The sequence below is a fragment of the Kosakonia sp. R1.Fl genome, assembly GCF_023516815.1.
Classification (GTDB): domain Bacteria; phylum Pseudomonadota; class Gammaproteobacteria; order Enterobacterales; family Enterobacteriaceae; genus Kosakonia.
Genome location: NZ_JAMGSQ010000001.1, coordinates 3,013,363 through 3,038,844, shown reverse-complemented (window position 1 = coordinate 3,038,844; position 25,482 = coordinate 3,013,363). Strand labels below are relative to the sequence as shown.

23 protein-coding genes are annotated in these 25,482 nt (G+C 54.5%); 12 read left to right on the top strand and 11 right to left on the bottom strand.

Annotated elements, in window-relative coordinates:
* Window positions 1–4: 4 nt before the first annotated feature.
* From M8Q36_RS14255 to yieE, 6 genes are all read right to left on the bottom strand, one after another.
* Window positions 5–1,474 (bottom strand): amino acid permease, encoded by a 1,470-nt coding sequence (locus M8Q36_RS14255; protein ID WP_020454390.1) that lies wholly within the window; start codon window positions 1,472–1,474, stop codon window positions 5–7.
* A 182-nt stretch (window positions 1,475–1,656) separates the two neighbouring features.
* Window positions 1,657–2,394 carry an amino acid ABC transporter ATP-binding protein gene (locus M8Q36_RS14250; protein WP_249881303.1) on the bottom strand — a complete coding sequence of 246 codons (738 nt, stop codon included), beginning with the start codon at window positions 2,392–2,394 and terminating at the stop codon, window positions 1,657–1,659.
* The gene (locus M8Q36_RS14245; protein ID WP_045514135.1) at window positions 2,375–3,031 is read right to left on the bottom strand and encodes an amino acid ABC transporter permease; all 657 of its coding nucleotides are present in this window, start codon (window positions 3,029–3,031) and stop codon (window positions 2,375–2,377) included. Before M8Q36_RS14245 ends, M8Q36_RS14250 begins: the two co-directional genes overlap by 20 nt.
* The gene (locus tag M8Q36_RS14240; RefSeq protein ID WP_249881302.1) at window positions 3,031–3,696 is read right to left on the bottom strand and encodes an amino acid ABC transporter permease; all 666 of its coding nucleotides are present in this window, start codon (window positions 3,694–3,696) and stop codon (window positions 3,031–3,033) included. The genes M8Q36_RS14245 and M8Q36_RS14240 overlap by 1 nt, the downstream gene beginning before the upstream one ends.
* 3 nt (window positions 3,697–3,699) lie before the next feature.
* Window positions 3,700–4,485, bottom strand: a complete 786-nt coding sequence (locus M8Q36_RS14235) for a transporter substrate-binding domain-containing protein (protein ID WP_502825492.1) — start codon at window positions 4,483–4,485, stop codon at window positions 3,700–3,702.
* A 176-nt stretch (window positions 4,486–4,661) separates the two neighbouring features.
* Window positions 4,662–5,528, bottom strand: a complete 867-nt coding sequence (yieE, locus tag M8Q36_RS14230) for a DNA-binding transcriptional regulator YeiE (protein ID WP_249881301.1) — start codon at window positions 5,526–5,528, stop codon at window positions 4,662–4,664.
* A gap of 101 nt (window positions 5,529–5,629) precedes the next feature.
* Between yieE and M8Q36_RS14225 the strand changes: the two genes are divergently transcribed.
* Both M8Q36_RS14225 and nfo read left to right on the top strand, forming a co-directional pair.
* A complete protein-coding gene (locus M8Q36_RS14225; protein ID WP_249881300.1) occupies window positions 5,630–6,679 on the top strand; it encodes a YeiH family putative sulfate export transporter in 1,050 nt (349 codons plus the stop codon).
* A 71-nt stretch (window positions 6,680–6,750) separates the two neighbouring features.
* Window positions 6,751–7,608: a deoxyribonuclease IV gene (gene nfo, locus M8Q36_RS14220; protein WP_249881299.1), complete on the top strand. Its 858-nt coding sequence runs from the start codon at window positions 6,751–6,753 to the stop codon at window positions 7,606–7,608.
* A gap of 50 nt (window positions 7,609–7,658) precedes the next feature.
* Here nfo and fruA read toward each other — a convergent pair whose 3' ends face one another.
* Genes fruA through fruB form a run of 3 tightly spaced genes read right to left on the bottom strand, consistent with a single transcriptional unit; the run spans window position 7,659 to window position 11,436 of the window.
* Window positions 7,659–9,350, bottom strand: a complete 1,692-nt coding sequence (fruA, locus tag M8Q36_RS14215) for a PTS fructose transporter subunit IIBC (RefSeq protein WP_249881298.1) — start codon at window positions 9,348–9,350, stop codon at window positions 7,659–7,661.
* Window positions 9,351–9,366: 16 nt separating this feature from the next.
* Window positions 9,367–10,305 carry a 1-phosphofructokinase gene (fruK, locus tag M8Q36_RS14210; protein WP_045514123.1) on the bottom strand — a complete coding sequence of 313 codons (939 nt, stop codon included), beginning with the start codon at window positions 10,303–10,305 and terminating at the stop codon, window positions 9,367–9,369.
* Complete coding sequence (gene fruB / locus M8Q36_RS14205) at window positions 10,306–11,436, bottom strand: fused PTS fructose transporter subunit IIA/HPr protein (RefSeq protein WP_249881297.1); 1,131 nt, start codon at window positions 11,434–11,436, stop codon at window positions 10,306–10,308.
* 364 nt (window positions 11,437–11,800) lie between these two features.
* Here fruB and setB point away from each other — a divergent pair, with 364 nt between their 5' ends.
* The gene (setB, locus tag M8Q36_RS14200; RefSeq protein WP_249881296.1) at window positions 11,801–12,982 is read left to right on the top strand and encodes a sugar efflux transporter SetB; all 1,182 of its coding nucleotides are present in this window, start codon (window positions 11,801–11,803) and stop codon (window positions 12,980–12,982) included.
* Here setB and M8Q36_RS14195 read toward each other — a convergent pair.
* On the bottom strand, window positions 12,979–13,233 hold the full coding sequence (locus M8Q36_RS14195) for a YkgJ family cysteine cluster protein (RefSeq protein ID WP_017458533.1): 255 nt from the start codon (window positions 13,231–13,233) through the stop codon (window positions 12,979–12,981). The genes setB and M8Q36_RS14195 overlap by 4 nt on opposite strands.
* A 163-nt stretch (window positions 13,234–13,396) precedes the next feature.
* On the opposite strand from M8Q36_RS14195, the gene yeiP reads away from it, so the two are divergent.
* Window positions 13,397–13,969: an elongation factor P-like protein YeiP gene (gene yeiP / locus M8Q36_RS14190; RefSeq protein ID WP_017458534.1), complete on the top strand. Its 573-nt coding sequence runs from the start codon at window positions 13,397–13,399 to the stop codon at window positions 13,967–13,969.
* Between the two features lie 66 nt (window positions 13,970–14,035).
* Here the strand turns inward: yeiP and uxuA are convergent, their stop codons facing one another.
* Window positions 14,036–15,226: a mannonate dehydratase gene (gene uxuA / locus M8Q36_RS14185; protein WP_249881295.1), complete on the bottom strand. Its 1,191-nt coding sequence runs from the start codon at window positions 15,224–15,226 to the stop codon at window positions 14,036–14,038.
* Window positions 15,227–15,432: 206 nt separating this feature from the next.
* Between uxuA and M8Q36_RS14180 the strand changes: the two genes are divergently transcribed.
* From M8Q36_RS14180 to M8Q36_RS14145, 8 genes are all read left to right on the top strand, one after another.
* On the top strand, window positions 15,433–16,899 hold the full coding sequence (locus M8Q36_RS14180; protein WP_249881294.1) for a mannitol dehydrogenase family protein: 1,467 nt from the start codon (window positions 15,433–15,435) through the stop codon (window positions 16,897–16,899).
* A gap of 120 nt (window positions 16,900–17,019) precedes the next feature.
* Window positions 17,020–18,000, top strand: a complete 981-nt coding sequence (locus M8Q36_RS14175; protein ID WP_249881293.1) for a CobW family GTP-binding protein — start codon at window positions 17,020–17,022, stop codon at window positions 17,998–18,000.
* Window positions 18,001–18,040: 40 nt separating this feature from the next.
* Window positions 18,041–18,742: a phosphatase PAP2 family protein gene (locus M8Q36_RS14170; protein ID WP_249881292.1), complete on the top strand. Its 702-nt coding sequence runs from the start codon at window positions 18,041–18,043 to the stop codon at window positions 18,740–18,742.
* 423 nt (window positions 18,743–19,165) lie between these two features.
* Window positions 19,166–19,729: a bifunctional murein DD-endopeptidase/murein LD-carboxypeptidase gene (gene mepS, locus M8Q36_RS14165; protein ID WP_017458539.1), complete on the top strand. Its 564-nt coding sequence runs from the start codon at window positions 19,166–19,168 to the stop codon at window positions 19,727–19,729.
* A gap of 158 nt (window positions 19,730–19,887) precedes the next feature.
* Window positions 19,888–21,444: a cyclic di-3',5'-guanosine monophosphate phosphodiesterase PdeN gene (gene pdeN, locus M8Q36_RS14160; RefSeq protein WP_249881291.1), complete on the top strand. Its 1,557-nt coding sequence runs from the start codon at window positions 19,888–19,890 to the stop codon at window positions 21,442–21,444.
* A 94-nt stretch (window positions 21,445–21,538) separates the two neighbouring features.
* Window positions 21,539–23,347: an extracellular solute-binding protein gene (locus tag M8Q36_RS14155; RefSeq protein WP_249881290.1), complete on the top strand. Its 1,809-nt coding sequence runs from the start codon at window positions 21,539–21,541 to the stop codon at window positions 23,345–23,347.
* A 9-nt stretch (window positions 23,348–23,356) separates the two neighbouring features.
* Complete coding sequence (locus tag M8Q36_RS14150) at window positions 23,357–24,457, top strand: microcin C ABC transporter permease YejB (protein ID WP_017458542.1); 1,101 nt, start codon at window positions 23,357–23,359, stop codon at window positions 24,455–24,457.
* The gene (locus tag M8Q36_RS14145; RefSeq protein WP_249881289.1) at window positions 24,457–25,482 is read left to right on the top strand and encodes a microcin C ABC transporter permease; all 1,026 of its coding nucleotides are present in this window, start codon (window positions 24,457–24,459) and stop codon (window positions 25,480–25,482) included. Before M8Q36_RS14150 ends, M8Q36_RS14145 begins: the two co-directional genes overlap by 1 nt.

The following is a 25,482-nucleotide window of genomic DNA, read 5'->3' as shown; positions in this document are numbered from 1 at the left end:
GAATTTATTTCGTGAAACGTTCCGGGAACTCCATTTCACTATAACGCACGAAACGGGTTCCTTTGGAAAATTTATAGCCTAACCAGATAATAAGGAACAGCGGGATGCCGATATACGTCGCCGCAACGGCGCCCCAGTCAATGCTATCGGCCAGGAAAGCCTGATAGTTCTGTCCAAGCGTGATGATGAGGCACAAAGCGAAGGCGAAAATCGGCCCCAGCGGGAAGAAACCTGAACGGTACGGCAGGTTATCCAGCGAATGCCCCTGCGCCACATAGCCGCGGCGAAAACGGTAGTGGCTAATGGCAATCCCCAGCCACGCAATAAAACCGGTCATACCGGAGGTGTTCAGCAGCCACAAATACACGGTCTGGTTGCCAAACATTGAGGTCAGGAAGCACAGCGCGGCAATCACCGTGGTGGCATACAGCGCGTTACGCGGCACGCCGCCTTTCGATAATTTCGCGAAAATGCGCGGCGCTTTGCCGTCACACGCCAGCGTGTAAAGCATACGCGTGGAAGCGTACATGCCCGAGTTCCCCGCCGACAGCACCGCCGTCAGGATCACCGCGTTCATCACCGCCGCCGCCGAGAGCAGACCCGCATGCTCAAACACCAGCGTGAACGGGCTGACGCTGATATCTTTCACGTCGTTGCGCAGCAGGCTCGGATCGGTGTACGGAATAATCAGGCTGATAATCAAAATCGCAAACACATAGAACAGCAGAATACGCCAGAACACCTGACGCACCGCGCGCGGGATGTTCTTCTCCGGATCTTCCGATTCACCCGCCGCGATACCAATCAGCTCAGTGCCCTGGAAAGAGAAACCGACAATCATTGCCACACCGATCATGGCGGAAAAACCACCGGCAAATGGCGCATCGCCAATCGTCCAGTTGCTCCAGCCGGCCGGTTTTTCCCCCTGGAAAATACCGACAATCATCATCACACCAACAATGATGAAGATAATGACGGTGGCGACTTTGATCAGCGAGAACCAGTACTCCGCTTCACCAAAGCCTTTCACCGAGATGTAGTTAAGCAGGAAAATCACCGCGAGGAACAGCGCGCTCCAGATCCAGCCTGGCGTGTCCGGGAACCACCAGGTCATGACTAATTGCGACGCCACAAGGTCAACGGCAATGGTCACCGCCCAGTTGTACCAGTAGTTCCAGCCCAGCGCGAAGCCGAACCCCTCTTCAACATATTTCTGACCATAGGTGGAGAACGAACCGGAAACCGGCATAAACGCCGCCAGTTCACCGAGGCTGGTCATCAGGAAATAGACCATCAGGCCAATCAGAATATAGGAGAACAACGCGCCGCCAGGGCCCGCTGAAGAAATGGTCGCCCCTGATGCGACAAACAAACCTGTACCGATGGAACCGCCAATGGCGATCATCGTCAGATGACGCGCTTTGAGTTCTCGACGAAGCGTGGGCGCTTCTGTGGTTTTAGTTTCGGAAACCATAAGAAAATGCTATCCATCCAAAAAATGAGGCGCGATTGTAGCAAACGAAACGCAGGCCTTCCGGCATAAAACGCCTCTTATTAGAGACCTTCATGATCGGCAACGGATTATAAGTAAAGCAGTGAATGGGCGATGTTGCGAGGCGGTAAATAAGCTCCCGCGCGGATGCGGGAGCAGAAAGATCAATTCAGACCGCGTACCGAGGCGATAAACTGCTGCAGTTCCGGTGTTTTCGGCTGCGTGAAAAAGTCCTTGCTGTCACCCTGCTCCCAGACTTTTCCCTGATGCATAAACACCACGCGGTCGCCCACTTCGCGGGCAAAGTTCATTTCATGGGTCACCAGAATCAGCGTCATGCCTTCACGAGCAAGCTGCTCCAGTACGCGCAGCACCTCGCCGACCAGTTCTGGATCCAGTGCCGAGGTGATTTCATCGCACAGCAGCACTTTCGGTTTCATCGCCAGCGCACGGGCAATCGCCACGCGCTGCTGCTGGCCACCGGAAAGATTGGCCGGAGAGTAGTCGATACGCTCGCCAAGCCCCACTTTCTCCAGCATCTCAATGGCAAGGCGACGGCACTCGTCAGCAGGCAATTTCAACACCCGGCGCGGTGCCAGCATCACGTTTTCCAGCGCCGTCATATGCGGGAACAGATTAAAGCTCTGGAATACCATTCCCACTGAGCGGCTGATTTCACGCGCCTGCGATTCCCGGTCCGTTACCGTCATACCGCCCAGTTTGATACTGCCATCCTGGTAGCCTTCCAGTCCGTTCATGCAACGCAGTAAGGTGCTTTTGCCCGAACCGCTGCGGCCAATAATCGACACCACTTCGCCCATTTCAATGTCGAGGCTTACGCCCTTCAGCACATGGTTGTCGCCATAATATTTCTGCACTTCATTAATGGTGATGAGCGGCATGGAATTTCTTCTCCAGATAGCGGCTGTAGCGCGACAGCGGATAACACAGCAGGAAATAACCCAACGCCACCAGCCCGAACACTTTGAATGGTGCAAAGGTGACGTTGTTAAGCATGGTGCCGGCTTTGGTGAGTTCGACAAAACCGATAATCGACGCCAGCGCGGTGCCTTTAATGACCTGCACGGAAAAGCCCACCGTCGGCGCAATGGCGATTCGAATGGCTTGCGGCGCAATCACGCGAAACAGCGTTTGACCAAAACTCAGACCCAGACAGCGGCAGGCTTCCCACTGCCCTTTTGGCAGCGCGTTGATGCTGCCGTACCAGATATCAAGCAGGAAGGCGCTGGTAAACAGCGTTAGCGCCAGCGTCGCCGCCGTCCACGCGCTGACATCAATACCAAACAGCGCAAGGCCAAAAAAAGCGAGGAACAGTTGCATCAACAGCGGTGTGCCCTGAAATAGCGCGGCATAGGCGCTGATAAACCGTTTTGGTAAACGCCAGCGGCTAATGCGCAACACCAGCAGCGGCAGCGTCACCAGCGTGCCGCAAACAAAGGCGATCAGCGACAGCAGCACCGTCCAGCGCGCCGCCAGCAGCAGGTTGCGCAGAATATCCCAGTCGGTAAACGTACTCATCAGTTCTCGCTCCCCAGCCATTTGCGCCCGATTGCCAGCAGTAGCTGGCGCATCAACAGCGACAGCATCAGATACAGCAACGTGGTGACAAAATAGACTTCAAAACTTAAAAACGTGCGCGACTGAATCAGGTTGGCCATAAAGGTCAACTCTTCATAAGAGACTTGCGACACCACCGAGGAACCCAGCATGACGATAATGCACTGGCTCACCAGCGCCGGATAAATGCGTTTCAGCGCGGGGGGCAAAATCACCCGTAAGAAGGTTTGCGATTTGCTAAGCCCCAGTACGCGAGCAGCTTCCCACTGCCCTTTCGGCGCGACCTGGATCCCGGCGCGGATAATTTCCGTGCTGTAGGCGCCAAGGTTAACCAGCATGGCGATCAGCGCCGCTTCACCGGCGGTGAGCTTCAGCCCGAGGCCCGGCAAACCAAACACAATAAAGAACAGTTGCACCACAAAAGGCGTGTTGCGGATAAGCTCAACGTACGCGCCCCAGATGGCACTCATCACGCCGGGTTTACCGCTACGCAGCGCCGCACCGACGATGCCTATTAGCACACCGCCAACCGTCGCCAGCGTGGTTAAGGTCACCGTGGTCCAGAGCCCTGCCAGCAGCTCCGGCCAGAACGGCCAGAGCGCGGCGAAATCAAGCGATGTCGTCATGCGTTACGCGCCAAAGTTGGCCGGTAACGGCGCTTGCATCCATTTCTGTGACAAGTTGTTGAGCTCGCCCTCTTTCAGCGCCTGCTCAACCAGCTTGTCGACTTCCGCTTTCAGCGCTGGTTCGTTTTTCATTAGCCCGATATAGCACGGCGAATCTTTCAGCATAAACTGGCTGACCGGCGCTTTTTGCGGGTTCTGCCGCGCAATTGCCGCCACAACAACATTACCGGTGGCGAGATACTGCACCTGGCCGGACATATAAGCAGAAAGCGTGGTGTTGTTATCTTCGTAGCGCTTCACGTCGGCATCTTTCGGCGCGATATCGCTCAGCACCATGTCTTCCACGGCACCGCGGGTAACGCCGATGGATTTGCCGCTTAACCCTTTCGCATCGGTCACCGTGGCCTCTTTCGGGCCAAACACGCCAAGGAAGAACGGTGCATAGGCACGGCTGAAGTCGATCACTTTTTCGCGCTCCGCATTTTTGCCAAGACTGGAAATCACCAGGTCAACTTTATGCGTTTGCAGATACGGCACGCGGTTGGCGCTGGTTACGGGCACCAGTTGCAGTTTCACCTTCATGCCTTTTGCCAGGTATTCGGCCATATCAATGTCGTAACCCTGCGGTTTGAGATCGGTGCCGACAGAGCCAAACGGCGGGAAATCCTGCGGTACTGCCACACGCAATACGCCGCGCTGCTGAATATCCTGTAATTGATCCGCCATCGCCTGCGAGGCGCAAGCCATCATTACTGTCGCCACCGCGGCGGCCTTCATCCACGTTTTCATCATCAACACCTCATCGCTCATGAAACAAAAGATTCTTTGAATCACTTTCTGCAACTAATGTGCCAATACGATATATTCTGACGGAGCGTGATATTCGGGAGGTTGAGGGATGAATCGAAGGTTGCAGCGCTACGTCTGCACCACCAAAACGGTGCAGACGCCTGCTGATGGTGCAATCAAATCTCGCAGTAGCGAATAAAGCGGTTTAGTGCGCTGGAGAGGTGCTTCTGACGATGGTGGATACGCCACAGCGTGCGCACCAGACGGGGCAGCGGAATCGGCACTTCCTTTAAGCTGCCGGTTTCCAGTTGTTCGGCAATGACGCGCCGCGACAGGCAGCTAATGCCCAACCCGTGACGCACCGCGTGCTTAATGGCTTCGGAGTTGCCAAGCTCCATGCCCAGGTGAAACTGCGGCAGATGCGAGAGGAGTAAATAGTCGACGATTTCGCGTGTGCCGGAGCCGCGTTCGCGCAGGATCCACGGTGCAGCGGCGAGTTGCTCCAGCGTTACGCGACCTTGTAACAGTGGGGATGACGGCGGAGCAAACACCACCAACTCATCTTCCAGCCACGGCTCGGCGATAATTTCCGCCGTGTGGCACGGACCTTCGATTAAACCGATATCAACGCGGAAATCCGCGACCGCGTTGATAACGTCCTGGCTGTTACCCACGCTCAGTTCCAGCGGCAGATCGGGGAAATCACGGCGGTAGTGGGCAATCACCTCCGGCAGGATGTAATTACCAATCGTGCTACTGGCGAATACGCGGATAGCACCGTTATCTTCGCGAAACAGTTGCTCGATTTCTGTCGCTTGTTCAAGCGCTGCCAGCGCGCGGGGATAGAGCAAACGCCCGTGTTCATTCACCACCAGCCGTTTACCCACGCGGTCAAACAATTGCACGCCCAGCTGGCCTTCAAGATCGGTCAGTGCCGCGCTAACCGCAGATTGCGAGAGCGCTAACTGCTGCGAAGCCTGGGTGGTGGAGCCGCTTTTCAGCACTTCAGCAAAGACTTCAAGCTGACGTAACGTTATATGCATAGAGGTCACTTACCACTTATAAAGATTGATTATAAATATATAATCAATTTTACCTTTAAACCAGTTCGCCTTAACCTTTTCGCCATTGAGAGGAGAAGGTTATGACAGAAATCACGTTACAGACTCGACGCCATCCGGCATGGCATTTTGTTCCCGGCTTGCTGTTGACCGGCCTGATTACCGCCGCCGCATTATGGCTTGGATCGATTCCTTCAGTCGCAGGTCTTGGATTGAGTGCCTTAACGCTGGCTATTCTTATCGGCATGCTGCTTGGCAACACGCTCTACCCCGCCTGGCACCATCGTTGCGACGGCGGCGTACTGTTCGCTAAACAGCACCTGTTACGACTGGGGATCATTCTTTATGGTTTTCGCCTGACGTTTTCGCAAATTGCCGACGTGGGGGTCAGCGGTATCGCCATCGATGTGCTGACGCTATCAAGTACTTTTTTGCTGGCCTGTTTTCTTGGGCAAAAAGTATTCGGGCTGGATAAAAAAACCAGCTGGCTGATTGGTGCAGGTAGCAGTATTTGCGGTGCGGCAGCCGTGCTGGCAACCGAACCGGTGGTCAAAGCGGAAGCCAGTAAAGTGACGGTTGCGGTCGCCACAGTCGTGATTTTCGGTACGCTGGCGATTTTTATTTACCCGGCACTCTATCCGCTGCTTGCACAGTGGTTTAGCCCGGAAACCTATGGCATTTGGGTAGGTTCAACGGTACATGAAGTGGCGCAAGTGGTTGCCGCCGGACACGCTATCAGCCCGGAAACGGAAAATGCCGCCGTGATTGCCAAAATGCTGCGCGTGATGATGCTGGCACCGTTTTTACTGCTGCTGGCCGCACGCGTTAAACAGCTCAGCCCGCAGCAAGGGGCAGAAAAAAGCAAGCTGACTATTCCGTGGTTTGCGCTGGGCTTTGTGGCTGTCGCGGTGTTTAACTCGTTTCATCTGCTGCCAGCATCGATGGTGAACATGCTGAACACGCTGGATACGCTGCTGCTGGCGATGGCGATGGCGGCGCTGGGATTGACCACACACGTCAGCGCGCTGAAGAATGCCGGGGCAAAACCGCTGGTCATGGGGCTGATTCTGTTTGTCTGGCTGATTGTCGGCGGGGGCGCCATTAACCTGGCCGTTCACCACCTGATGGCATAAACCACTACATCTCCTCCCTGTTGACCCGCTATGATGAGCGTTTTCCCCTGGCGGGTTTAACAGGAGTTTTTATGAAATATATTGGTGCGCATGTGAGCGCCTCCGGCGGCGTGGCGAATGCCGCCATTCGCGCGGCTGAGATTGGCGCGACCGCCTTTGCGCTGTTTACCAAAAACCAGCGCCAGTGGCGGGCCGCGCCGCTGAGTCCGGAAACCATCGACGAATTCAAAGCCGCCTGCGAAAAATACCGCTTCACACCCGGTCAGATCCTGCCGCACGACAGCTACCTGATTAACCTGGGTCACCCGGTGGCTGATGCACTGGAAAAATCCCGCGACGCGTTTATTGATGAGCTGAGCCGTTGTCAGCAACTGGGGCTGAGCCTGCTGAACTTCCACCCCGGCAGCCATTTAATGCAGATCCCCGAGGATGAATGTCTGGCGCGTATTGCCGAGTCCATCAACATTGCGCTGGCGCAAACCGAAGGCGTCACCGCCGTGATTGAAAACACCGCCGGTCAGGGCAGCAATCTGGGGTTTAAGTTCGAGCATCTGGCGGCGATTATTGACGGTGTGGAAGACAAATCCCGCGTTGGTGTCTGCATTGATACCTGCCATGCGTTTGCCGCAGGCTATGATTTACGCACTGAACAAGCCACGGCAGACACCTTTGCGGAATTCGATCGTGTGGTCGGTTTCCAGTATCTGCGCGGTATGCATCTGAACGACGCCAAAAGTGCTTTTGGTAGCCGCGTTGACCGCCACCACAGCCTCGGCGAAGGGAATATCGGGCATGACGCGTTTCGCTGGATCATGCGTGACGCACGTTTCGATGGCATTCCTATGATCCTGGAAACCATTAATCCGGATATCTGGGCCGAAGAGATTGCCTGGCTGAAGGCGCAGCAAACCGCTGAAGCCACCGCATAAAAAAAGGGCCGCTAAGCGGCCCTTCTCATTTCCCGGATGTCGGCAATTTCTTATGCTACTTTCGCTACGGCTTCTGTTTCTGGCCGTTTCAGGAAGGCATACACCAGACCCGCCAGCAGCGTACCCGCGACGATAGAGAGCAGGTAGCCCAGTACCGGCGTGATAGCGCCTGGGATCAGCAGCACAAACAGACCACCGTGCGGTGCCATCAGTTTCGCGCCAATCGCCATGGAGATAGCACCGGTCAGCGCACCACCGGCGATACAGCACGGCAGAACACGCATCGGGTCGCGGGCGGCGAACGGGATAGCCCCTTCGGAGATAAAGCACAGACCCAGTACCAGCGCCGCTTTACCGCCTTCACGTTGACCTTTATCGAACTTGTTGCGGGCAACAATGGTCGCCAGACCCATCGCCAGCGGCGGCACCATACCGGCAGCCATAATCGCCGCCATCGGCGCGTAAGTTTGCGTACTCAGCAAACCCACACCAAAAGCGTATGCCGCTTTGTTGACCGGACCACCCATGTCGGTACACATCATGCCACCGAGAATTGCGCCCAGCAGGACGGCGTTAGCCGTGCCCATGGTTTGCAGCCAGGAGGTCAGACCCGCGAGGATTTTCGCCACCGGCGTACCGATCAGGTAAATCATCGCCAGACCGACAATCAGGCTGGAAACCAGCGGAATGATCAGAATCGGTTTCAGCGCTTCCATACTTGGTGGCAGCTTCAGACCTTTACTGATGCCTTTCGCCAGGTAGCCCGCGAGGAAACCGGCAATGATACCGCCGATAAAACCCGAACCGGTGCTGACCGCCAGCATACCGCCGATAAGACCCGGGGTCAGACCCGGACGGTCGGCGATGGAGAACGCGATAAAGCCCGCCAGCACTGGCACCATCAGGGCAAAGGCTGAACCACCACCGATTTTCATCAGCGCAGCCGCCAGCGTGCCTTCTTCTTTAAACGCGGTAATACCGAATGCGAAGGAGAGCGCAATTAACAGACCACCCGCCACCACCATCGGCAGCATGTAGGAAACGCCCGTCAGCAGGTGACGGTATGCGCCCGCGCTCTCTTTCTTACCTTCAGCAGCATCAGCAGAGGGTTTACCCGACGGCTGATAAGGCTTCGCTTCCGCGACGGCTTTATCCAGTTCCTGCGCCGTTTTCTTCAGCGCCAGGCCTGTTGTCGTACGGTACATCGGCTTACCGGCAAATTTCGCCAGGTCGACTTCGATGTCAGCGGCAACCACCACCAGATCCGCCTGCGCAACCTCTTCCGGAGTGATGGCATTACCCGCACCCACGGAGCCACGGGTTTCCACTTTCACCCACCAGCCGCGTTTTTTCGCTTCGGTTTCGATAGCTTCCGCCGCCATAAAGGTGTGTGCCACACCTGTCGGGCAGGCAGTGACCGCAACAATGCGTTTCGGGCCACTACTGGTCACGGCTGTCGCCGCTGCAGCAGGCGCGACATACACCGACGCGTGGTTTTTCGCTTCGCTCAGGAACAGTTCCGGGTGGGCGACTGCGCGATTGATATCGCCCAGCCAGACCTTTTTCCCGTCCAGCGCACTGTCGCCAGGCAGCTTGCTACCCAGCACGATAGCCAGTTCCGCTTCGCCTGGGTTATCAATAAATTGCAGATTTGCTTTCTGCGCCGCCGCGCCCAGCAAGGTCTTCGCCATATAGGCGCGGGCCTGCCCGAGTTCGGAGTCGATTATCAGCAGCGTTTTCATTATGCCTCTCCTGCTGTTAGTTGAAGGGTTTTAAGTCAACTCGCGCCATCATCGCGGCTAACTGGGTACGATCGGTAATACCTACGTTACTCTGACTTACCGCCAGTGCAGCAACAGCGGTGGCCAGGCGTAATGTATGTTCACTGGATTCACGCATCAGCAGACCATAAATCAACCCACCGACCATTGAATCCCCTGCGCCAACGGTGCTTACCACTTCCATTGACGGCGGTTTGGCGATCCATTCGCCCGAAGCGTTAACCCACAGCGCGCCTTCTGCGCCCAGTGAAATCACCACATGGGCGATCCCCTGTTCGCGAAGCGCATGAGCGGCTTCAATAACGTCCTTCAATTCTGGTAATTTACGGCCCGCCCAGATTTCCAGCTCACGGCGGTTTGGTTTCACCAGCCACGGCGCGGCTTTCAGACCGGCTACCAGCGCGTCGCGGCTGCTGTCGAAGATAATGCACGGGCACTGGCTACGCAGGCGCGTCATCCAGTCCGTAAAGGCTTCCGGACTGACGCCCGACGGCAGGCTACCGCTCACGCAAACCATGTCGAACTGACCAAGCCAGGTCAGCGAATCGTTAACAAAGCGTTCCCAGTCAGCCGGGGTGACTTCAAAGCCGGAGAAGTTAAAGTCCGTTACTTCGCCATCTTTTTCCGTCAACTTGACGTTGATGCGGGTACGCCCCTGCACCACCTGGAAACGGTTAGCAATGCCCAGCTCGCTGAACAGTTGCTGAAAGCCGTCCTGGTTATCTTTACCGAGGAAGCCACCCACGGTGACATCAATGCCAAGGTCTTTCAGTACCTTTGCGACGTTGATCCCTTTACCCGCGGCATGCAGGCCAGTGGTGCGCACAAGGTTAACTTCACCGCGTTCAATTTCCGGGGTGAAACCCACCAGATCATAGGCCGGATTCAGGGTGATCGTAGCGACACGTCTGCTCATTTATGCGCCCTCTCCCAGACCAGCAGCGATGGCTTCGCCAATCGCTTTCAGCGCCTGTTCAGCATCATCACCCTGCGCGGTGAAACGCAGGCGGTGTCCTTTTTTCACGCCAAGTGCAACAACTTTCATCAGACTACGTCCATTCGCGGGTTTGCCAGTACCGTCAAGGTTGGCGACGGTAATTTCACTGTTAAATTGCTTGATGGTGTTGACCAGCATGGTGCCCGGACGCGCGTGCAAACCGTGTTCGTTACGCACGACAAACTCCTCGCTCAGCAGGTCTTCAGCCACCGCATCATCACTGCTCAGCAACGCCAGCAGCGTGGCGGCGTCGGCATTCAGCAACAGGTTGGCTTTATTGTTAAGCAGCAGATCGCTAAGACGCTTGAGCACCGCAACAGGCTGTTCGTCGGCCATCGCAACACTGACCAGCAGCGCCGCACGCTCACCTTCCACCTCAAACGGGGTAGCTGCGCGGCTCACTGCAACAGCACTCAGCACGTTGCCTTCAGCACTGTCGTTCAGCCAGATGCCCTGACCCAGGTTCAGCGGTTTGTCGTTAATGGCGCGAGTAACATACGCAGCATCAACTGCACCCGCTTCTTTCAGGCGCGCAGCGTTCAGCGCTTGCAGCGTCGTCAGATCGCTGGCGGCAACATCGAGCGTTAAGGTTTCATTATCCAGCTTGAGTGATGCGCTCAGTTTTTCGCCCATCAGCAGTGCGCGCAGCTCTTCAGCAGAGGTGGCGGACTGCAACTGTGCGGCGACAGAATCATCGCTCAGCACATGTGTCAGCTGACGCAGCAGGCCAAGATGTTCATCGGAGCTGGCGGCAATACCGATGGCGACATACGCCACCTGCCCTTCGCTCCAGAGGATGCCCTGCGGGAACTGGAAGACTTTCACACCGGTTTTTAGCACCTGATCGCGCGTGTCGGTGGTGCCGTGTGGAATAGCAATACCATTGCCAAGGTAGGTGGACGTTTGCCCTTCGCGCGCCAGCATACCGTCGACGTAACCGTCGGCGACGTTGCCTGCTGCTGCCAGTGCCGCCGCAATCTGGCGGATAGCATCTTCTTTATTGCTGGCCTGCTGGCCTGGATGGATGTCCTGAACGGATAACTGGAACATGTGACCCTCTCTCGCTGACTTGAATCGTTTCAGCTAGGTTGAGAAATAGTGCGTCACCGCCGTTGTTCAGACATAACGCGATGACGCTGAAACGTTTCAAGGAGCATTCACTTTTTTTCTTCTGTAAGCAAGAATTCTCTCATTTGGCATTGCAGAATTTTGAGGTTCAGCACATTTCGGTCGCGCGTAAGGCAAATTTGCTGAAGCAGACTTTCTGTTCAGCAATCCACTTTCAGCTTTCGTCAGCCTTTATAAAAACCCCGGAAAGAGATTTGGATTTTTTGTCGCAAATTTTACTTAGCAGGCTGTGTTTTTTTCATGCAGCGGCGTACACTCCGCGTCTCGCTATTGGATCTCATTTAACATGCAAAATTCTCCCGCCGCTGCCCGTCCCGGCGCATTTGATTTCACCTCAACGGCATTCCTGATCGTCGCCTTTTTAACGGGGATTGCCGGTGCGTTACAAACACCGACGCTGAGCCTGTTTTTAACCAATGAAGTGCACGTTCGCCCGGCGATGGTGGGCTTCTTTTTCACCGGTAGCGCGGTGATAGGCATCTTGGTAAGCCAGTTTCTTGCCGGACGTTCCGATCGCAAAGGCGATCGCAAAACGCTGATTGTGTTTTGTTGCCTGCTCGGCGTGCTGGCCTGTGTGCTGTTCGCCTGGAACCGTAACTACTTTGTTTTGCTGTTTGTCGGCGTGTTCCTCAGCAGTTTCGGCTCAACAGCGAACCCGCAAATGTTTGCCCTTGCGCGTGAACATGCGGATCGCACCGGGCGTGAAGCCGTGATGTTCAGTTCGATACTCCGTGCGCAAGTCTCCCTGGCGTGGGTGATTGGCCCACCGCTGGCCTACGCGCTGGCGATGGGCTTTGGTTTTTCCACCATGTATTTGTGTGCGGCGGCAGCCTTTATTGTCTGCGGCGCAATGGTGTGGCTGTTCCTGCCAACCATGCGTAAAGAGCCGAAGCTGAAATCGGCGGTAATAGAAGCACCACGCACTCACCGCCGCGATGCGCTGCTGTTGTTCGTGATTTGTACGCTGATGTGGGGTACTAACAGCCTTTATATTATTAATATGCCGCTGTTCATTATTGATGAGCTGCATCTGCCGGAGAAACTGGCAGGCGTGATGATGGGTACTGCTGCCGGGCTGGAAATCCCCACCATGCTGATAGCCGGGTATTACGCTAAGCGCTTCGGCAAACGCTTTCTGATGCGCGTCAGCGCCGTGGCGGGCATCTTCTTTTATGCCGGAATGTTGACGGTGCATACGCCCGTGGTGCTGCTTGCTTTGCAACTGCTGAACGCGATTTATATCGGCATTCTTGCCGGGATTGGCATGCTCTATTTTCAGGATTTGATGCCTGGCCAGGCGGGTTCAGCCACCACCCTTTATACTAATACCACGCGCGTCGGCTGGATCATCGCCGGTTCGCTGGCTGGCGTGGTGGCAGAGATCTGGAGTTATCACGCGGTGTTCTGGATTGCGCTGGCGATGACGCTGGTTACGCAGGTTTGCCTGAGCCGGATAAAAGATATTTAAGGCGCGGTTTGTTGCTCAAGATCGAGCAGGTAAACCATCGCCTGCTCGCGGTTTGCGCCGCACATGTCACGGCTGGGTTGCAGCCCGGCGCACACTTTTGGGCGCAGCGGCGAGCCGAATATCTTGCAGCGCTTTTGCGCGTCAAGCTGAACGCAGGGCGTATTAGCGGGCTTCCCGTCAGGCATGCCGGGTATCGGGCTACTGATGGACGGGGCGGTACAGCAGGCTCCGCAGTCCGGGCGGCATTCCATAAACGTTCTCTATTATCAGGCGCGCGGGGCTGCGCGTGCAGGGCGCAAGCTACCATCTTTTGCCCTCTGAACGCAAAACTCTCCGATTCCACTTGCCTGAAAAGTCCCTCGCGAGTAGTTTGTCGCGATATTTTCGTTATTTTCAATTTACAGGACCCTTGCAATGCCAAGAGCGAACGAAATTAAAAAAGGTATGGTGCTGAATTACAACGGCAAACTGCTGATTGTGAAAGATATTGACATTCAGTCACCGAGCGCCCGTGGCGCAGCAACGCTCTACAAAATGCGTTTTTCCGATGTCCGTACCGGGCTGAAAGTGGAAGAGCGTTTTAAAGGCGACGATATCCTTGATACCGTGACCCTGAACCGTCGTTTTGTCGACTTCTCTTATGTTGACGGCAATGAATACGTGTTTATGGATAAAGAAGATTACACGCCATACACCTTCAATAAAGAGCAGATTGAAGAAGAGCTGCTGTTTATTCCGGAAGGCGGTATGCCGGATATGCAGGTTCTGCTGTGGGATGGCCAGTTGCTGGCGCTCGAACTGCCGCAGACGGTGGATCTGGAAATTGTGGAAACCGCACCAGGCATCAAAGGTGCTTCCGCCAGCTCGCGCACTAAACCGGCCACCCTGACCACCGGTCTGGTTGTCCAGGTGCCGGAATACCTGACCACCGGCGAGAAAATCCGTATTCATATCGAAGAGCGCCGCTATATGGGCCGCGCCGACTGATAAGCGTGATGCATGAAAAAAGCCACTTCATTGAAGTGGCTTTTTATTTTCCGACGATAAATCTAATTACAACAGATCGCGGAACAGCGTTTTCTTCAGCGCCAGCTCAACGCCGCGCACTTCCGCCATCCCTTTCAGGCGACCAATCGCCGAGTAACCTGGGTTGGTTTTCTTACGCAGATCGTCAAGCATCTGGTGACCATGATCCGGGCGGAACGGGATCGGGCGCAAATCACCGGCTTTCATGCGGCGCTGCTCTTCGGTAAGAATGGCGGCAACCACCGACACCATATCCACATCACCCTGCAAATGCGCGGCTTCATGGAACGTTTTCGGGTTATCTTCGCGGCAGGTGGAACGCAGGTGCGTAAAGTGAATGCGATCGCCAAACGTCTCGATCATCCGCACTAAGTCGTTATCCGCACGCACGCCGTATGAACCTGTGCACATGGTGAAACCGTTATTGATGCTGTCTACCGCGTCTTTCAGCCACTGCATATCTTCAATAGTAGAAACGATACGCGGCAGGCCGAGGATCGGGCGCGGCGGATCGTCCGGGTGAACCGCCATACGTACACCCACTTCCTGCGCAACCGGCACGATAGCGCGTAGGAAATAGGCCATATTTTCACGCAACTGTGCTTTGTCGATGCCGTCATATTCGGCAAGGCGTGCATGGAACTGTTCCAGGGTATACCCCTCTTCAGCGCCCGGCAGACCAGCAATGATATTGCGCGTCAGCTTTTCCACTTCCGCTTCCGTCATGGCATTGAAGTAAGCCTGCGCCTGACGCTGCTCTTCTTCGCTGTAATCAGCTTCGGCGCCTTTGCGCTTCAGGATATGCAGCTCGAACGCGGCAAAAGCAATCTGGTCAAAACGCAGCGCTTTGGAACCATCCGGCAGTTCATATTCCAGATCGGTACGCGTCCAGTCGAGGATTGGCATAAAGTTGTAGCACACGGTATCAATGCCACAGGCAGCCAGATTGCGGATGCTTTGCTGATAGTTGGCAATCCAGGTGTCGTACTGCCCGGTATGAGTTTTAATATCTTCATGCACCGGAATACTTTCGACCACCGACCAGACAAGCCCTTTTTCCGCCAGCAGCGCCTGACGCGCTTTGATCTCGTCTACCGGCCACACCTGGCCGTTCGGGATATGGTGCAGTGCGGTCACGACGCCCGTCGCGCCTGCCTGACGCACATCATCAAGCGACACCGGATCGTTCGGTCCATACCAACGCCAGGTTTGTTCCATTGCCTTACCCTCTACAAAGTTGTTATACCAATACACACAAACATATGACGACTACCATACATGCTTAATTGCAGCGGTCAAATCTTCCCACAGCAATGATTGATCCAGCTCACATTCCCCGGATAATTACGGCATACCAATTCTTTTTGCTGTCATATAACTTTACACTGCACATTGTTAATTATTGGTTAATCAGGTGTATATAGATGAAGACAATCGCCTCCGTAACGCTGCCCGCCAGCGTACAGCAACCCCAGTATGACCGCACACAACTGCGCTCGCGAATTGTGCATTTTGGTTTTGGCGCATTTCATCGCGCGCATCAGGCGCTGCTGACCAACCGGGTGCTGAACGCGCAAGGTGGCGATTGGGGGATCTGTGAAATCAGCCTGTTCAGCGGCGATGTGCTCATGTCTCAGTTACGCGAGCAGGATCATTTATACACCGTGCTGGAAAAAGGGGCGGAGGGGAACCAGCCGATAATCATTGGCGCGGTGAACGAATGTCTGAACGCGAAACTTGATTCGCTGCCCGCCATTATTGAAAAGTTTTGCGAACCGCAGGTGGCGATTGTTTCCCTGACAATTACCGAAAAAGGCTATTGCATCGATCCTGCCAGCGGCAAACTGGATCTGCAGCAGCCGCGCATTGCACACGATCTCCAGCATCCGGGCGAACCGCACTCAGCGCCGGGGATTCTGGTTGAGGCGCTCTCCCGTCGCCGTGAACGCGGGCTGCCGCCCTTTACCGTGCTCTCCTGCGATAATATTCCCGACAATGGTCATATTGTTAAAAATGCCGTACTCGGAATGGCGCAAACCCGTTCACCGGAACTGGCGCAGTGGATAGAGGAGAATGTGAGCTTTCCGGCCACCATGGTGGATCGCATTGTTCCGGCGGCAACAGATGAATCACTGGCGGAAATTGGCGAAGCGCTGGGCGTATTTGATCCGTGCGCCATCAGTTGTGAGCCGTTCATTCAGTGGGTAATTGAGGATAATTTCGTCGCCGGACGTCCCGAATGGGAAGTGGCTGGCGTACAACTGGTTCAGGATGTACAGCCGTGGGAGCAGATGAAGTTACGCATGCTCAATGGCAGCCACTCTTTTCTGGCCTATCTCGGCTACCTGGCAGGCTTCGCGCATATTAATGATTGCATGCAGGATGAGGTCTTCCGCACGGCAGTGCGCCGCCTGATGCTCCAGGAACAAGCCCCGACGCTGCGCATTACCGGCGTTGATCTCACCGCCTATGCCGATAGCCTGATCGACCGTTTTTCAAACCCGGCGCTGAAGCACCGCACCTGGCAAATCGCCATGGATGGCAGCCAGAAGCTGCCACAGCGTATGCTGGACGGCGTTCGGGTACATTTGCAACGCGAAACGCCGTGGCCGCTGTTAGCGCTGGGCATTGCGGGCTGGATGCGCTATGTCAGCGGCGTGGATGACGCCGGTAACAGCATTGATATTCGCGATCCGCTGGCGGATAAAATTCACGCGATTGTTGAAACCAGCAGCGTCGATGAACGCGTAACGGCCCTGCTGACACTGAAAGAGATTTTCGGTAGCGACCTGCCGCACAACCCGACGTTTGTTAATGCCATTAATCACGCATGGCAGACGCTCACCACCGAAGGTGCGCATGCAGCGGTGAAGCGCGCACTCGATAATTAACAATTTCTGCTACTTAAGCGGACGGTTAGTGCTTTTACGCCGTCCGCGCCCTTCTCTTTTCGCACTTTTTTCGCCAAGATCGTCAGTCACCCTTACATTTCGTTGACGCCTGGAGCACTTGTGACCAAAACCAACCTCATCACCGGCTTTCTCGGAAGCGGCAAAACCACGTCGATTTTGCATTTGCTGGCCAATAAAGACCCGCAGGAAAAATGGGCCGTGCTGGTGAATGAATTTGGTGAAGTCGGCATTGATGGCGCGCTGCTGGCTGACAGCGGTGCGCTGCTTAAAGAGATCCCGGGCGGCTGTATGTGCTGCGTGAATGGCCTGCCGATGCAGGTGGGTCTCAATACATTGCTGCGCCAGGGGAAACCTGACCGCTTGTTGATTGAACCGACAGGCCTGGGCCACCCAAAACAGATCCTCGATATGCTCACCGCGCCGGTGTATGAGCCATGGATAGACCTGCGTGCAACGCTCTGCTTGCTCGATCCCCGCCAGTTACTGGATGAAAAAGCACTCACCAACGAAAACTTTCGCGACCAGTTAGCGGCGGCAGATGTCGTTGTCGCCAATAAACAAGATCGCGCCACACCGCAGAGCCAGCAGGCGCTGGAGACGTGGTGGACCGAGTTTGGCGGCGATCGCTTACAGGTTAGCGCGACCCAGGGCGTAATTGACGGCGCACTGCTTGATCTTCCTCGCCGTAACCTGCGTGAGCTGCCTTCCAATGCCGCGCATAACCATACTCACGACGAGAAGAAAGGTCTCGCGGCATTAAGCTTGCCAGCGCATCAACGCTGGCGCCGCAGCCTTAACAGCGGCCAGGGCCATCACGCCTGCGGCTGGATTTTTGATGAAGAGACGGTGTTTGACACCATCGGTTTGCTGGAGTGGGCGCGGCTTGCGCCTGTTGAACGGGTTAAAGGGGTGATGCGCATTCCGGAAGGATTGCTGCGCGTTAACCGCCAGGGGCAGGATCTGCATATCGAAACGCAAAACGTCGCGCCGCCGGACAGCCGTATCGAGCTTATCACCGCCTCGGAGGCAGACTGGAACACACTTCAGTCCGCTTTGTTGAAGCTTCGTTTAAGTCAGTAACACTAACGTTGCCGCCGTGTTAATTGAAAATAGACTCGTAATGAAAACTCGTTTACCGCTCATTTTACTGTTGAACGCCGCAGGACTGGCGCTATTTATTTCCTGGTACTTACCCGCTAACCACGGTTTTTGGTTTCCGCTGGACGCCGCGATGTTCCATTTTTTCAACCAGGGTCTGGTGGAAAACCGCGCTTATTTGTGGCTGGTGGCGCTAACCAATAACCGCGCTTTTGACGCCTGCTCGCTGCTGGCGATGGGCTGTTTAATGCTCACTTTCTGGGTAAAAGAGGATGCAAGTGGACGACGCCGTATCCTGATGATTGGTCTGACGATGCTGCTGATAGCCGTGGTGATCAATCAACTGGCGCAACATCTGATGCCCGTCAAACGCGCCAGCCCGTCGCTGTTCTTTACCGATATTCACCGGGTTAGCGATTTGCTCGACTTCCCCACCAAAGATGCCTCGAAAGACAGCTTCCCTGGCGATCACGGCATGATGCTGCTTATTTTTGCTGGTGTAATGTGGCGATATTTTGGCCGAAAAGCGTTTGGGGTTTCCCTGATTATTTTTGTGGTTTTCGCCTTCCCGCGCGTGATGATTGGCGCGCACTGGTTTACTGATATTGCTATCGGTTCTCTTTCGGCTGTTTTGATCGGTCTGCCGTGGTGTCTGTTAACATCACTTAGCGACAAAATTATTTCTGCGTTTGATCATTTCCTGCCCGGAAATAACAAAATTTAAACAACTTCCGATTATCAATAACACGCATTCATCAGGGATCGTTTTCGATTCCTGATGCGTAATCCCGGCTTTTCCCTAATTTTGTCATTTTCTCGTCACGGCAATCTGCCTATAAAAGAGCATTTTGCACGCTATTTAAGCTAAATTGATTATTTTTTATTCAATCCTGAGAATTCACTTTCTGTATCATAATTTCTTATAAAAAATTAAAGAAAACCGCTCGCCATGCCGAAGATGTTCAGGTAACCTCGGTTCGTCTTGTCGCAAAGAGTGCTCTTATTCTCATTGCGCGTAAATTTGTGCGTTCTTCCACAAAATTACGTCAGAGCATTTGTCTCGATGCATTCAGATAATTAATCTCGCTGCGTTGGCATTTTTTATAACGATATTTATCGTTAAGGACTTCAAGGGAAAATAAGCAACATGGTCAAATCTCAGCCGATTTTGAGATATATCGTGCGGGCGATACCCGCGATTGCAGTAGCGGTTCTGCTTTCAGCTTGTTCTACAAATACCGCAAAGAACGTGCATTCTGAGACGCTTGCTGTGGGCGAAGACAACTCTTCACTGCAAGCCTCTCAGGATGAATTTGAAAATATGGTTCGTAATCTGGACGTAAAAGGCCGCATTATGGATCAGTATGCTGACTGGAAAGGCGTTCGCTACCGTTTGGGCGGCGACACCAAAAAAGGCATCGATTGTTCCGGCTTTGTGCAGCGCACTTTCCGTGAACAGTTTGGTTTAGAACTGCCGCGTTCCACCTGGGAACAGCAGGAAACAGGCAAGTCCATCTCGCGCACCAGTTTGCGCACCGGCGACTTAGTTCTGTTCCGCGCAGGTTCTACCGGCCGACACGTTGGCATTTATATTGGTAATAATCAATTTGTTCATGCTTCCACCAGCAACGGTGTCATGATTTCAAGCATGGATGAGCCGTACTGGAAGAAGCGTTACAACGAAGCGCGACGCATCCTGACACGCAGCTAATTGCTTAATGCCGGTTTTCCCTTGGCTGGCGTTAAGTATAAAAAAACACTGCTCCGGCAGTGTTTTTTTATGTCTGCGTTATGCTATACGAATCTTTTCAGGTTATAGTCCGACTCTGTTACCACGCCGCCCCGAGCACCTACAATGGGCCCAACGCCATGTTCACCCGCCATTTTTCAGTTAATCGAAAAATTTTGCTGACCAGCCTGCTTATCGGTCTGTTCTCAGCATTAATCGCGAGTGGCTGTCAGTTTTGGTTCGAACAACAACGGCGGGAAGCCCGATACGATACGCTGCTGACTAATATGCAGTCCTGGCTTTCGGATTATCTCAACGATATCCGCGCCACTGCCGAATCGCTCCAACCACTCACGCTGAATGATTGCCACGCCGTCGCCGGCGAACTCACTTCCCGTGCCGCATTCAGCATGAACGTGCGTGCTTTTTTACTGGTAAAAGATCGCTACGCCTTTTGCTCCTCGGCCACCGGCGAGATGAGCCTTGCGATGAAAGATTTGGTACCGGAAATCGATCTCGATAAAACCAGCGATATGGTGTTTTTACCCGGAACACCGATGATGCCGGATAAACCCGCTATTGCGCTCTGGTTTCGCAGCCCATTACTGGATCATCGCGGCGTATTCGCTACGCTGAACATCAATCTGACCCCCTACAGACTTTACACCTCGCAGCAGCCGGATCTAACCGGCATCGCCCTGGGTATTGGCGATCGGGCTGTCTCCACGTTTTCCAGCGGGCTTATTAACCTGAGCAATATGCCTCAGTCCCCTTTTCTGACCACCCGGATTGAAGGTTCGCCAATCACACTTTATCTCTATGCAGAAAAGTGGCGTCCGGAAGATATACAGTTCGCCGCACTGCTGGGAGCCACCTTTGGCATGCTGGCAGCATTGCTGAGCGCCTTCATTCTTAATACGCAATTGCGCCCCGGCAGAGAGATCCTCACCGCGATTAAGCGCGACCAGTTTTATGTCGTTTATCAGCCCGTTATCGGCGCGAAAGATTTAAAAGTGACGGGTATCGAAGTGCTGATGCGCTGGCGGCATCCCACCGCGGGAGAAATATCGCCTGACGCTTTTATTCACTTTGCCGAAGCGCAGCAGCTTATTGTGCCGCTGACATTGCATCTGTTTGATCTCATTGCTCGCGATGCGCCGGTATTACAAACACTGCTCCCGCCAGGCGCAAAAATGGGCGTTAATATCGCGCCAGGCCATTTGCATGCTGCCAATTTCCTTGACGATATACGCGACTTCGCTCACTCCCTGCCCCCGCACCATTTCAGTATCGTGCTGGAAATTACCGAGCGGGATATGCTGCGCTATACGGAAGTGACCAAACTGTTTGATTCGCTGCGCAACGAAGGTTATGAAATCGCTATTGACGATTTCGGTACCGGGCACAGTGCATTGATTTATCTGGAACGCTTTACGCTTGATTATCTGAAAATCGACCGTGGTTTCGTTAACGCCATCGGCACCGAAACCGTGACATCGCCGGTGCTCGACGCCGTCCTCACGCTGGCGAAGCGGTTAAATATGCTCACGGTTGCCGAAGGTGTCGAAACGCCAGAACAAGCCAGGTGGCTACGCGAACATGGCATTCATTACATGCAGGGCTATTTCTTCAGCCGCCCACTGACGCTGGAGCAATTTGTCGCGTGGCATCCGCCAGAGTTCACCAGAATGCTTTAGCGTGAATAATTTCACATCAGACCAGGCCTCCCTTATTATTCAATGATAAGTAGTTAGCGAGCCTGTCGCGTTGCAGGTCAAAGGAACACACCGGATGAAGTTTGTGCGCATTTCAGCTTTATTGCTGGCTTTTGTCGGCCTGACATGTCAGGCGCAAACCATAAAAGAGAGCTACTCATTTGCCGTTATTGGCGAACCCAAATACGCGATTAATTTTTCCCATTTTGATTACGTCAATCCCGCCGCGCCTAAAGGCGGTAACGTCACGCTGTCCGTCATTGGCACGTTTGATAACTTCAACCGCTACGCATTACGCGGGAACCCAGCGGTGCGCACTGAAGCGCTCTACGACGCCCTGTTTACCACCTCGGACGATGAGCCCGGGAGCTATTACCCGCTGGTCGCCGAAATGGCACGCTACGCTGATGATTATTCATGGATGGAGATCAGCATCAATCCGCGGGCAATATTTCATGACGGTTCACCCATCCGCGCCAGCGACGTCGCCTTTACCTTTCAGAAATTTATGACCGAAGGTGTGCCGCAGTTCCGTCTGGTCTACAAAGGCACGACCGTCAAAGCTATTTCGCCGCTGACCGTGCGCATTGTGCTGGCGACACCGGGTAAAGAGGACATGCTCAGCCTGTTAACGCTGCCCGTTATGCCGGAGAAATTCTGGAAAGATCATAAGCTGAGCGATCCGCTCGCCCAGCCGCCGCTGGGCAGCGGGCCGTATCGCATCAGCACCTGGCGCATGGGGCAATATATTGCCTATACCCGCGTTCGCGATTACTGGGCGGCTAATTTACCGGTGAATCGGGGGCGCTGGAATTTCGATAATATTCGTTACGACTACTACCTCGATGACAACGTGGCGTTTGAAGCTTTCAAAGCGGGTGCTTACGACCTGCGCAGCGAAGGCGATGCGAAAAACTGGGCGACGCGCTATATCGGCAGCAATTTCAGCCGTGGCTATATCGTTAAAGATGAGCAGCCCAACACCTCCGCGCAGGATACGCGCTGGCTGGCGTTTAATACCACGCGTCCGGTATTTAGCGATCGCCGCGTGCGCGAAGCCGTATCGCTGACCTTTGATTTTGAATGGATGAACAAAGCACTGTTCTACGGGGCATACAGCCGCGCCAACAGCTATTTTCAGAACACCGAATATGCGGCGCGCAACTACCCCGACGCCGATGAACTGACGCTTCTGGCGCCGCTAAAAGCACAGGTGCCGCCGGAAGTGTTTACCTCGATTTATTCGCCCGCGAAATCCAACGCGGACGGCTACGACCGCGAAAACCTGCTGAAAGCCGATAAACTGCTCACTGAATCCGGCTGGATACTGAAAAATCAGCAGCGCGTTAATGCCAAAACCGGCCAGCCTTTCACCTTTGAACTGCTACTCCCCTCCGGCGGCAATACGCAGTGGGTTTTGCCGTTTCAGCACAACCTCGCGCGGCTTGGCATCAATATGGATGTGCGCCAGGTCGATAACTCGCAGGCCACCAATCGTCTGCGCAGCCGCGACTATGACATGATGCCGAGTCTGTGGCGCGCGCAACCGTGGCCGAGCGGTGATTTGCAGATATCCTGGAGCTCACAATACATCGACTCTTCGTATAATGCTGCCGGCGTCAAAAACCCGGCGGTCGATAATCTGATCGCGCAGATCAACCGCTGGCAGGGAAATAAAGAGAAGTTACTTCCGCTCGGACGCGCGCTGGATCGCGTGCTGACCTGGAACTTTTACATGCTGCCAATGTGGTACATGGCAGCCGATCGCGTCGCCTATTGGGATAAATTTTCCATGCCCGGCATTCGCCCCGTCTACTCCCTTGGGTTCGATACCTGGTGGTATGACGTAAACAAGGCGGCGAAACTGCCCGCTGCCAGACGTTAAGGAGAAGAGATGGGCGCGTATCTCATTCGCCGGTTATTGCTGATCATCCCTACGATTTGGGCAATTATCACCATCAACTTTTTTATCGTGCAGATTGCGCCCGGCGGCCCGGTCGATCAGGCTATTGCGGCTATTGAGTATGGCGATCAAAGCAACCTCCCCGGTAGCGGCGGTGGCGGAATGGGTGCCACACATGCACGCACGGGCGTCGGCGATGCGTTGAGCAATAACAGCCACTATCGCGGTGGTCGCGGCCTTGATCCGCAAGTCATTGAAGAGATCAAAAAGCGCTACGGTTTTGATAAACCGATGTACCAGCGCTACTTCAAAATGCTGTGGGATTATGCGCGTTTCGACTTTGGCGACAGCCTGTTTCGCAGCGCGTCGGTGTTGCAGCTGATTAAAGACAGCCTGCCGGTTTCGGTGACCATTGGCCTGTGGGGTACGCTAATTATCTATCTGGTGTCGATTCCCCTTGGCATTCGCAAAGCGGTCTATAACGGTAGCCGCTTTGATAGCTGGAGCAGCGCGCTGATTATTGTCGGCTACGCCATTCCACCTTTTCTGTTTGCCATCTTGTTGATTATTTTCTTCGCGGGAGGCAGCTATTACGACTTCTTCCCGCTACGCGGGCTGGTGTCGACCAATTTCGACACGTTGCCGTGGTATAAGCAAATCACCGACTACTTGTGGCACATCGCTCTACCGGTGCTGGCAACCGTGATTGGTGGTTTCGCCGCGCTGACCATGCTGACCAAAAACTCCTTCCTTGACGAGATCCGCAAGCAGTATGTGGTGACGGCGCGCGCCAAAGGTGTCAGTGAGCGCAATATTATGCGCAAACATGTGTTCCGTAACGCCATGCTGCTGGTGATTGCCGGTTTCCCGGCGACATTTATCAGCATGTTTTTTACCAGTTCGTTGCTGATTGAGGTGATTTTTTCCCTTAACGGGCTGGGGCTGTTGGGTTATGAAGCCACCGTCTCGCGGGATTACCCGGTAATGTTTGGCACACTCTATATTTTCTCTTTGATCGGCCTGCTGCTGAATATCCTCAGTGATATCACCTATACGCTGGTGGATCCGCGCATCGATTTCGAGGGGCGCTGATGGTTCAATTAAGCTACATCAATCGGGCGCGCTGGGCGCGTTTTCGCCATAACCGCCGCGGCTACTGGTCGCTGTGGATTTTCCTGGTGATTTTTATTCTGAGTCTGTGCGCCGAACTGGTGGCTAACGATAAGCCTCTGCTGGTGCGCTATCAGGGGCACTGGTTCGCGCCCGTGGTGAGAGATTACAGCGAAAGCGACTTTGGCGGTCCTTTCGCCACACCTGCTGATTACCAGGATCCGTGGCTGCAAAAGCAGCTTGAAGAGCATGGATGGGTGCTGTGGGCACCGGTGCGTTTTGGTGCGCGCAGCATCAACTACGCCTCCACGCAGCCCTTCCCTTCCCCGCCTTCGGCACAAAACTGGCTGGGTACTGACGCGAACGGCGGAGATGTGCTGGCGCGACTCCTTTACGGCACGCGCATCTCGTTACTGTTCGGTTTAATGCTAACCCTCTTTTCCAGCGTTATCGGTATCCTGGCCGGTGCGGTACAGGGTTATTACGGCGGCAAAATCGATCTGCTCGGACAGCGCTTTATTGAAGTCTGGTCGGGGTTGCCAACGCTGTTTTTAATCATCTTACTTTCGAGTGTGATCCAGCCTGGCTTCTGGTGGCTTCTCGGCATCACGGTGGTGTTCGGCTGGATGACGCTGGTGAGCGTCGTGCGTGCCGAATTTCTGCGTACGCGTAATTTCGACTATATCCGCGCCGCGCAGGCCATGGGCGTGGGCGATCGCGGCATTATCCTGCGTCATATGCTGCCCAATGCGATGGTCGCGACGCTGACATTCCTGCCGTTTATCCTTTGTGGCTCGATCGGCACGCTCACCTCGCTCGATTTCCTCGGCTTTGGTCTGCCGCTCGGTTCACCGTCGCTCGGCGAATTGTTATTGCAGGGCAAAAATAATTTACAGGCACCGTGGCTGGGTATCGCCGCGTTTGTTTCTACCGCGCTGCTGCTTTCGCTGCTGATTTTTATTGGCGAAGCCGTGCGCGACGCGTTTGACCCCAATAAGGCGGTGTAA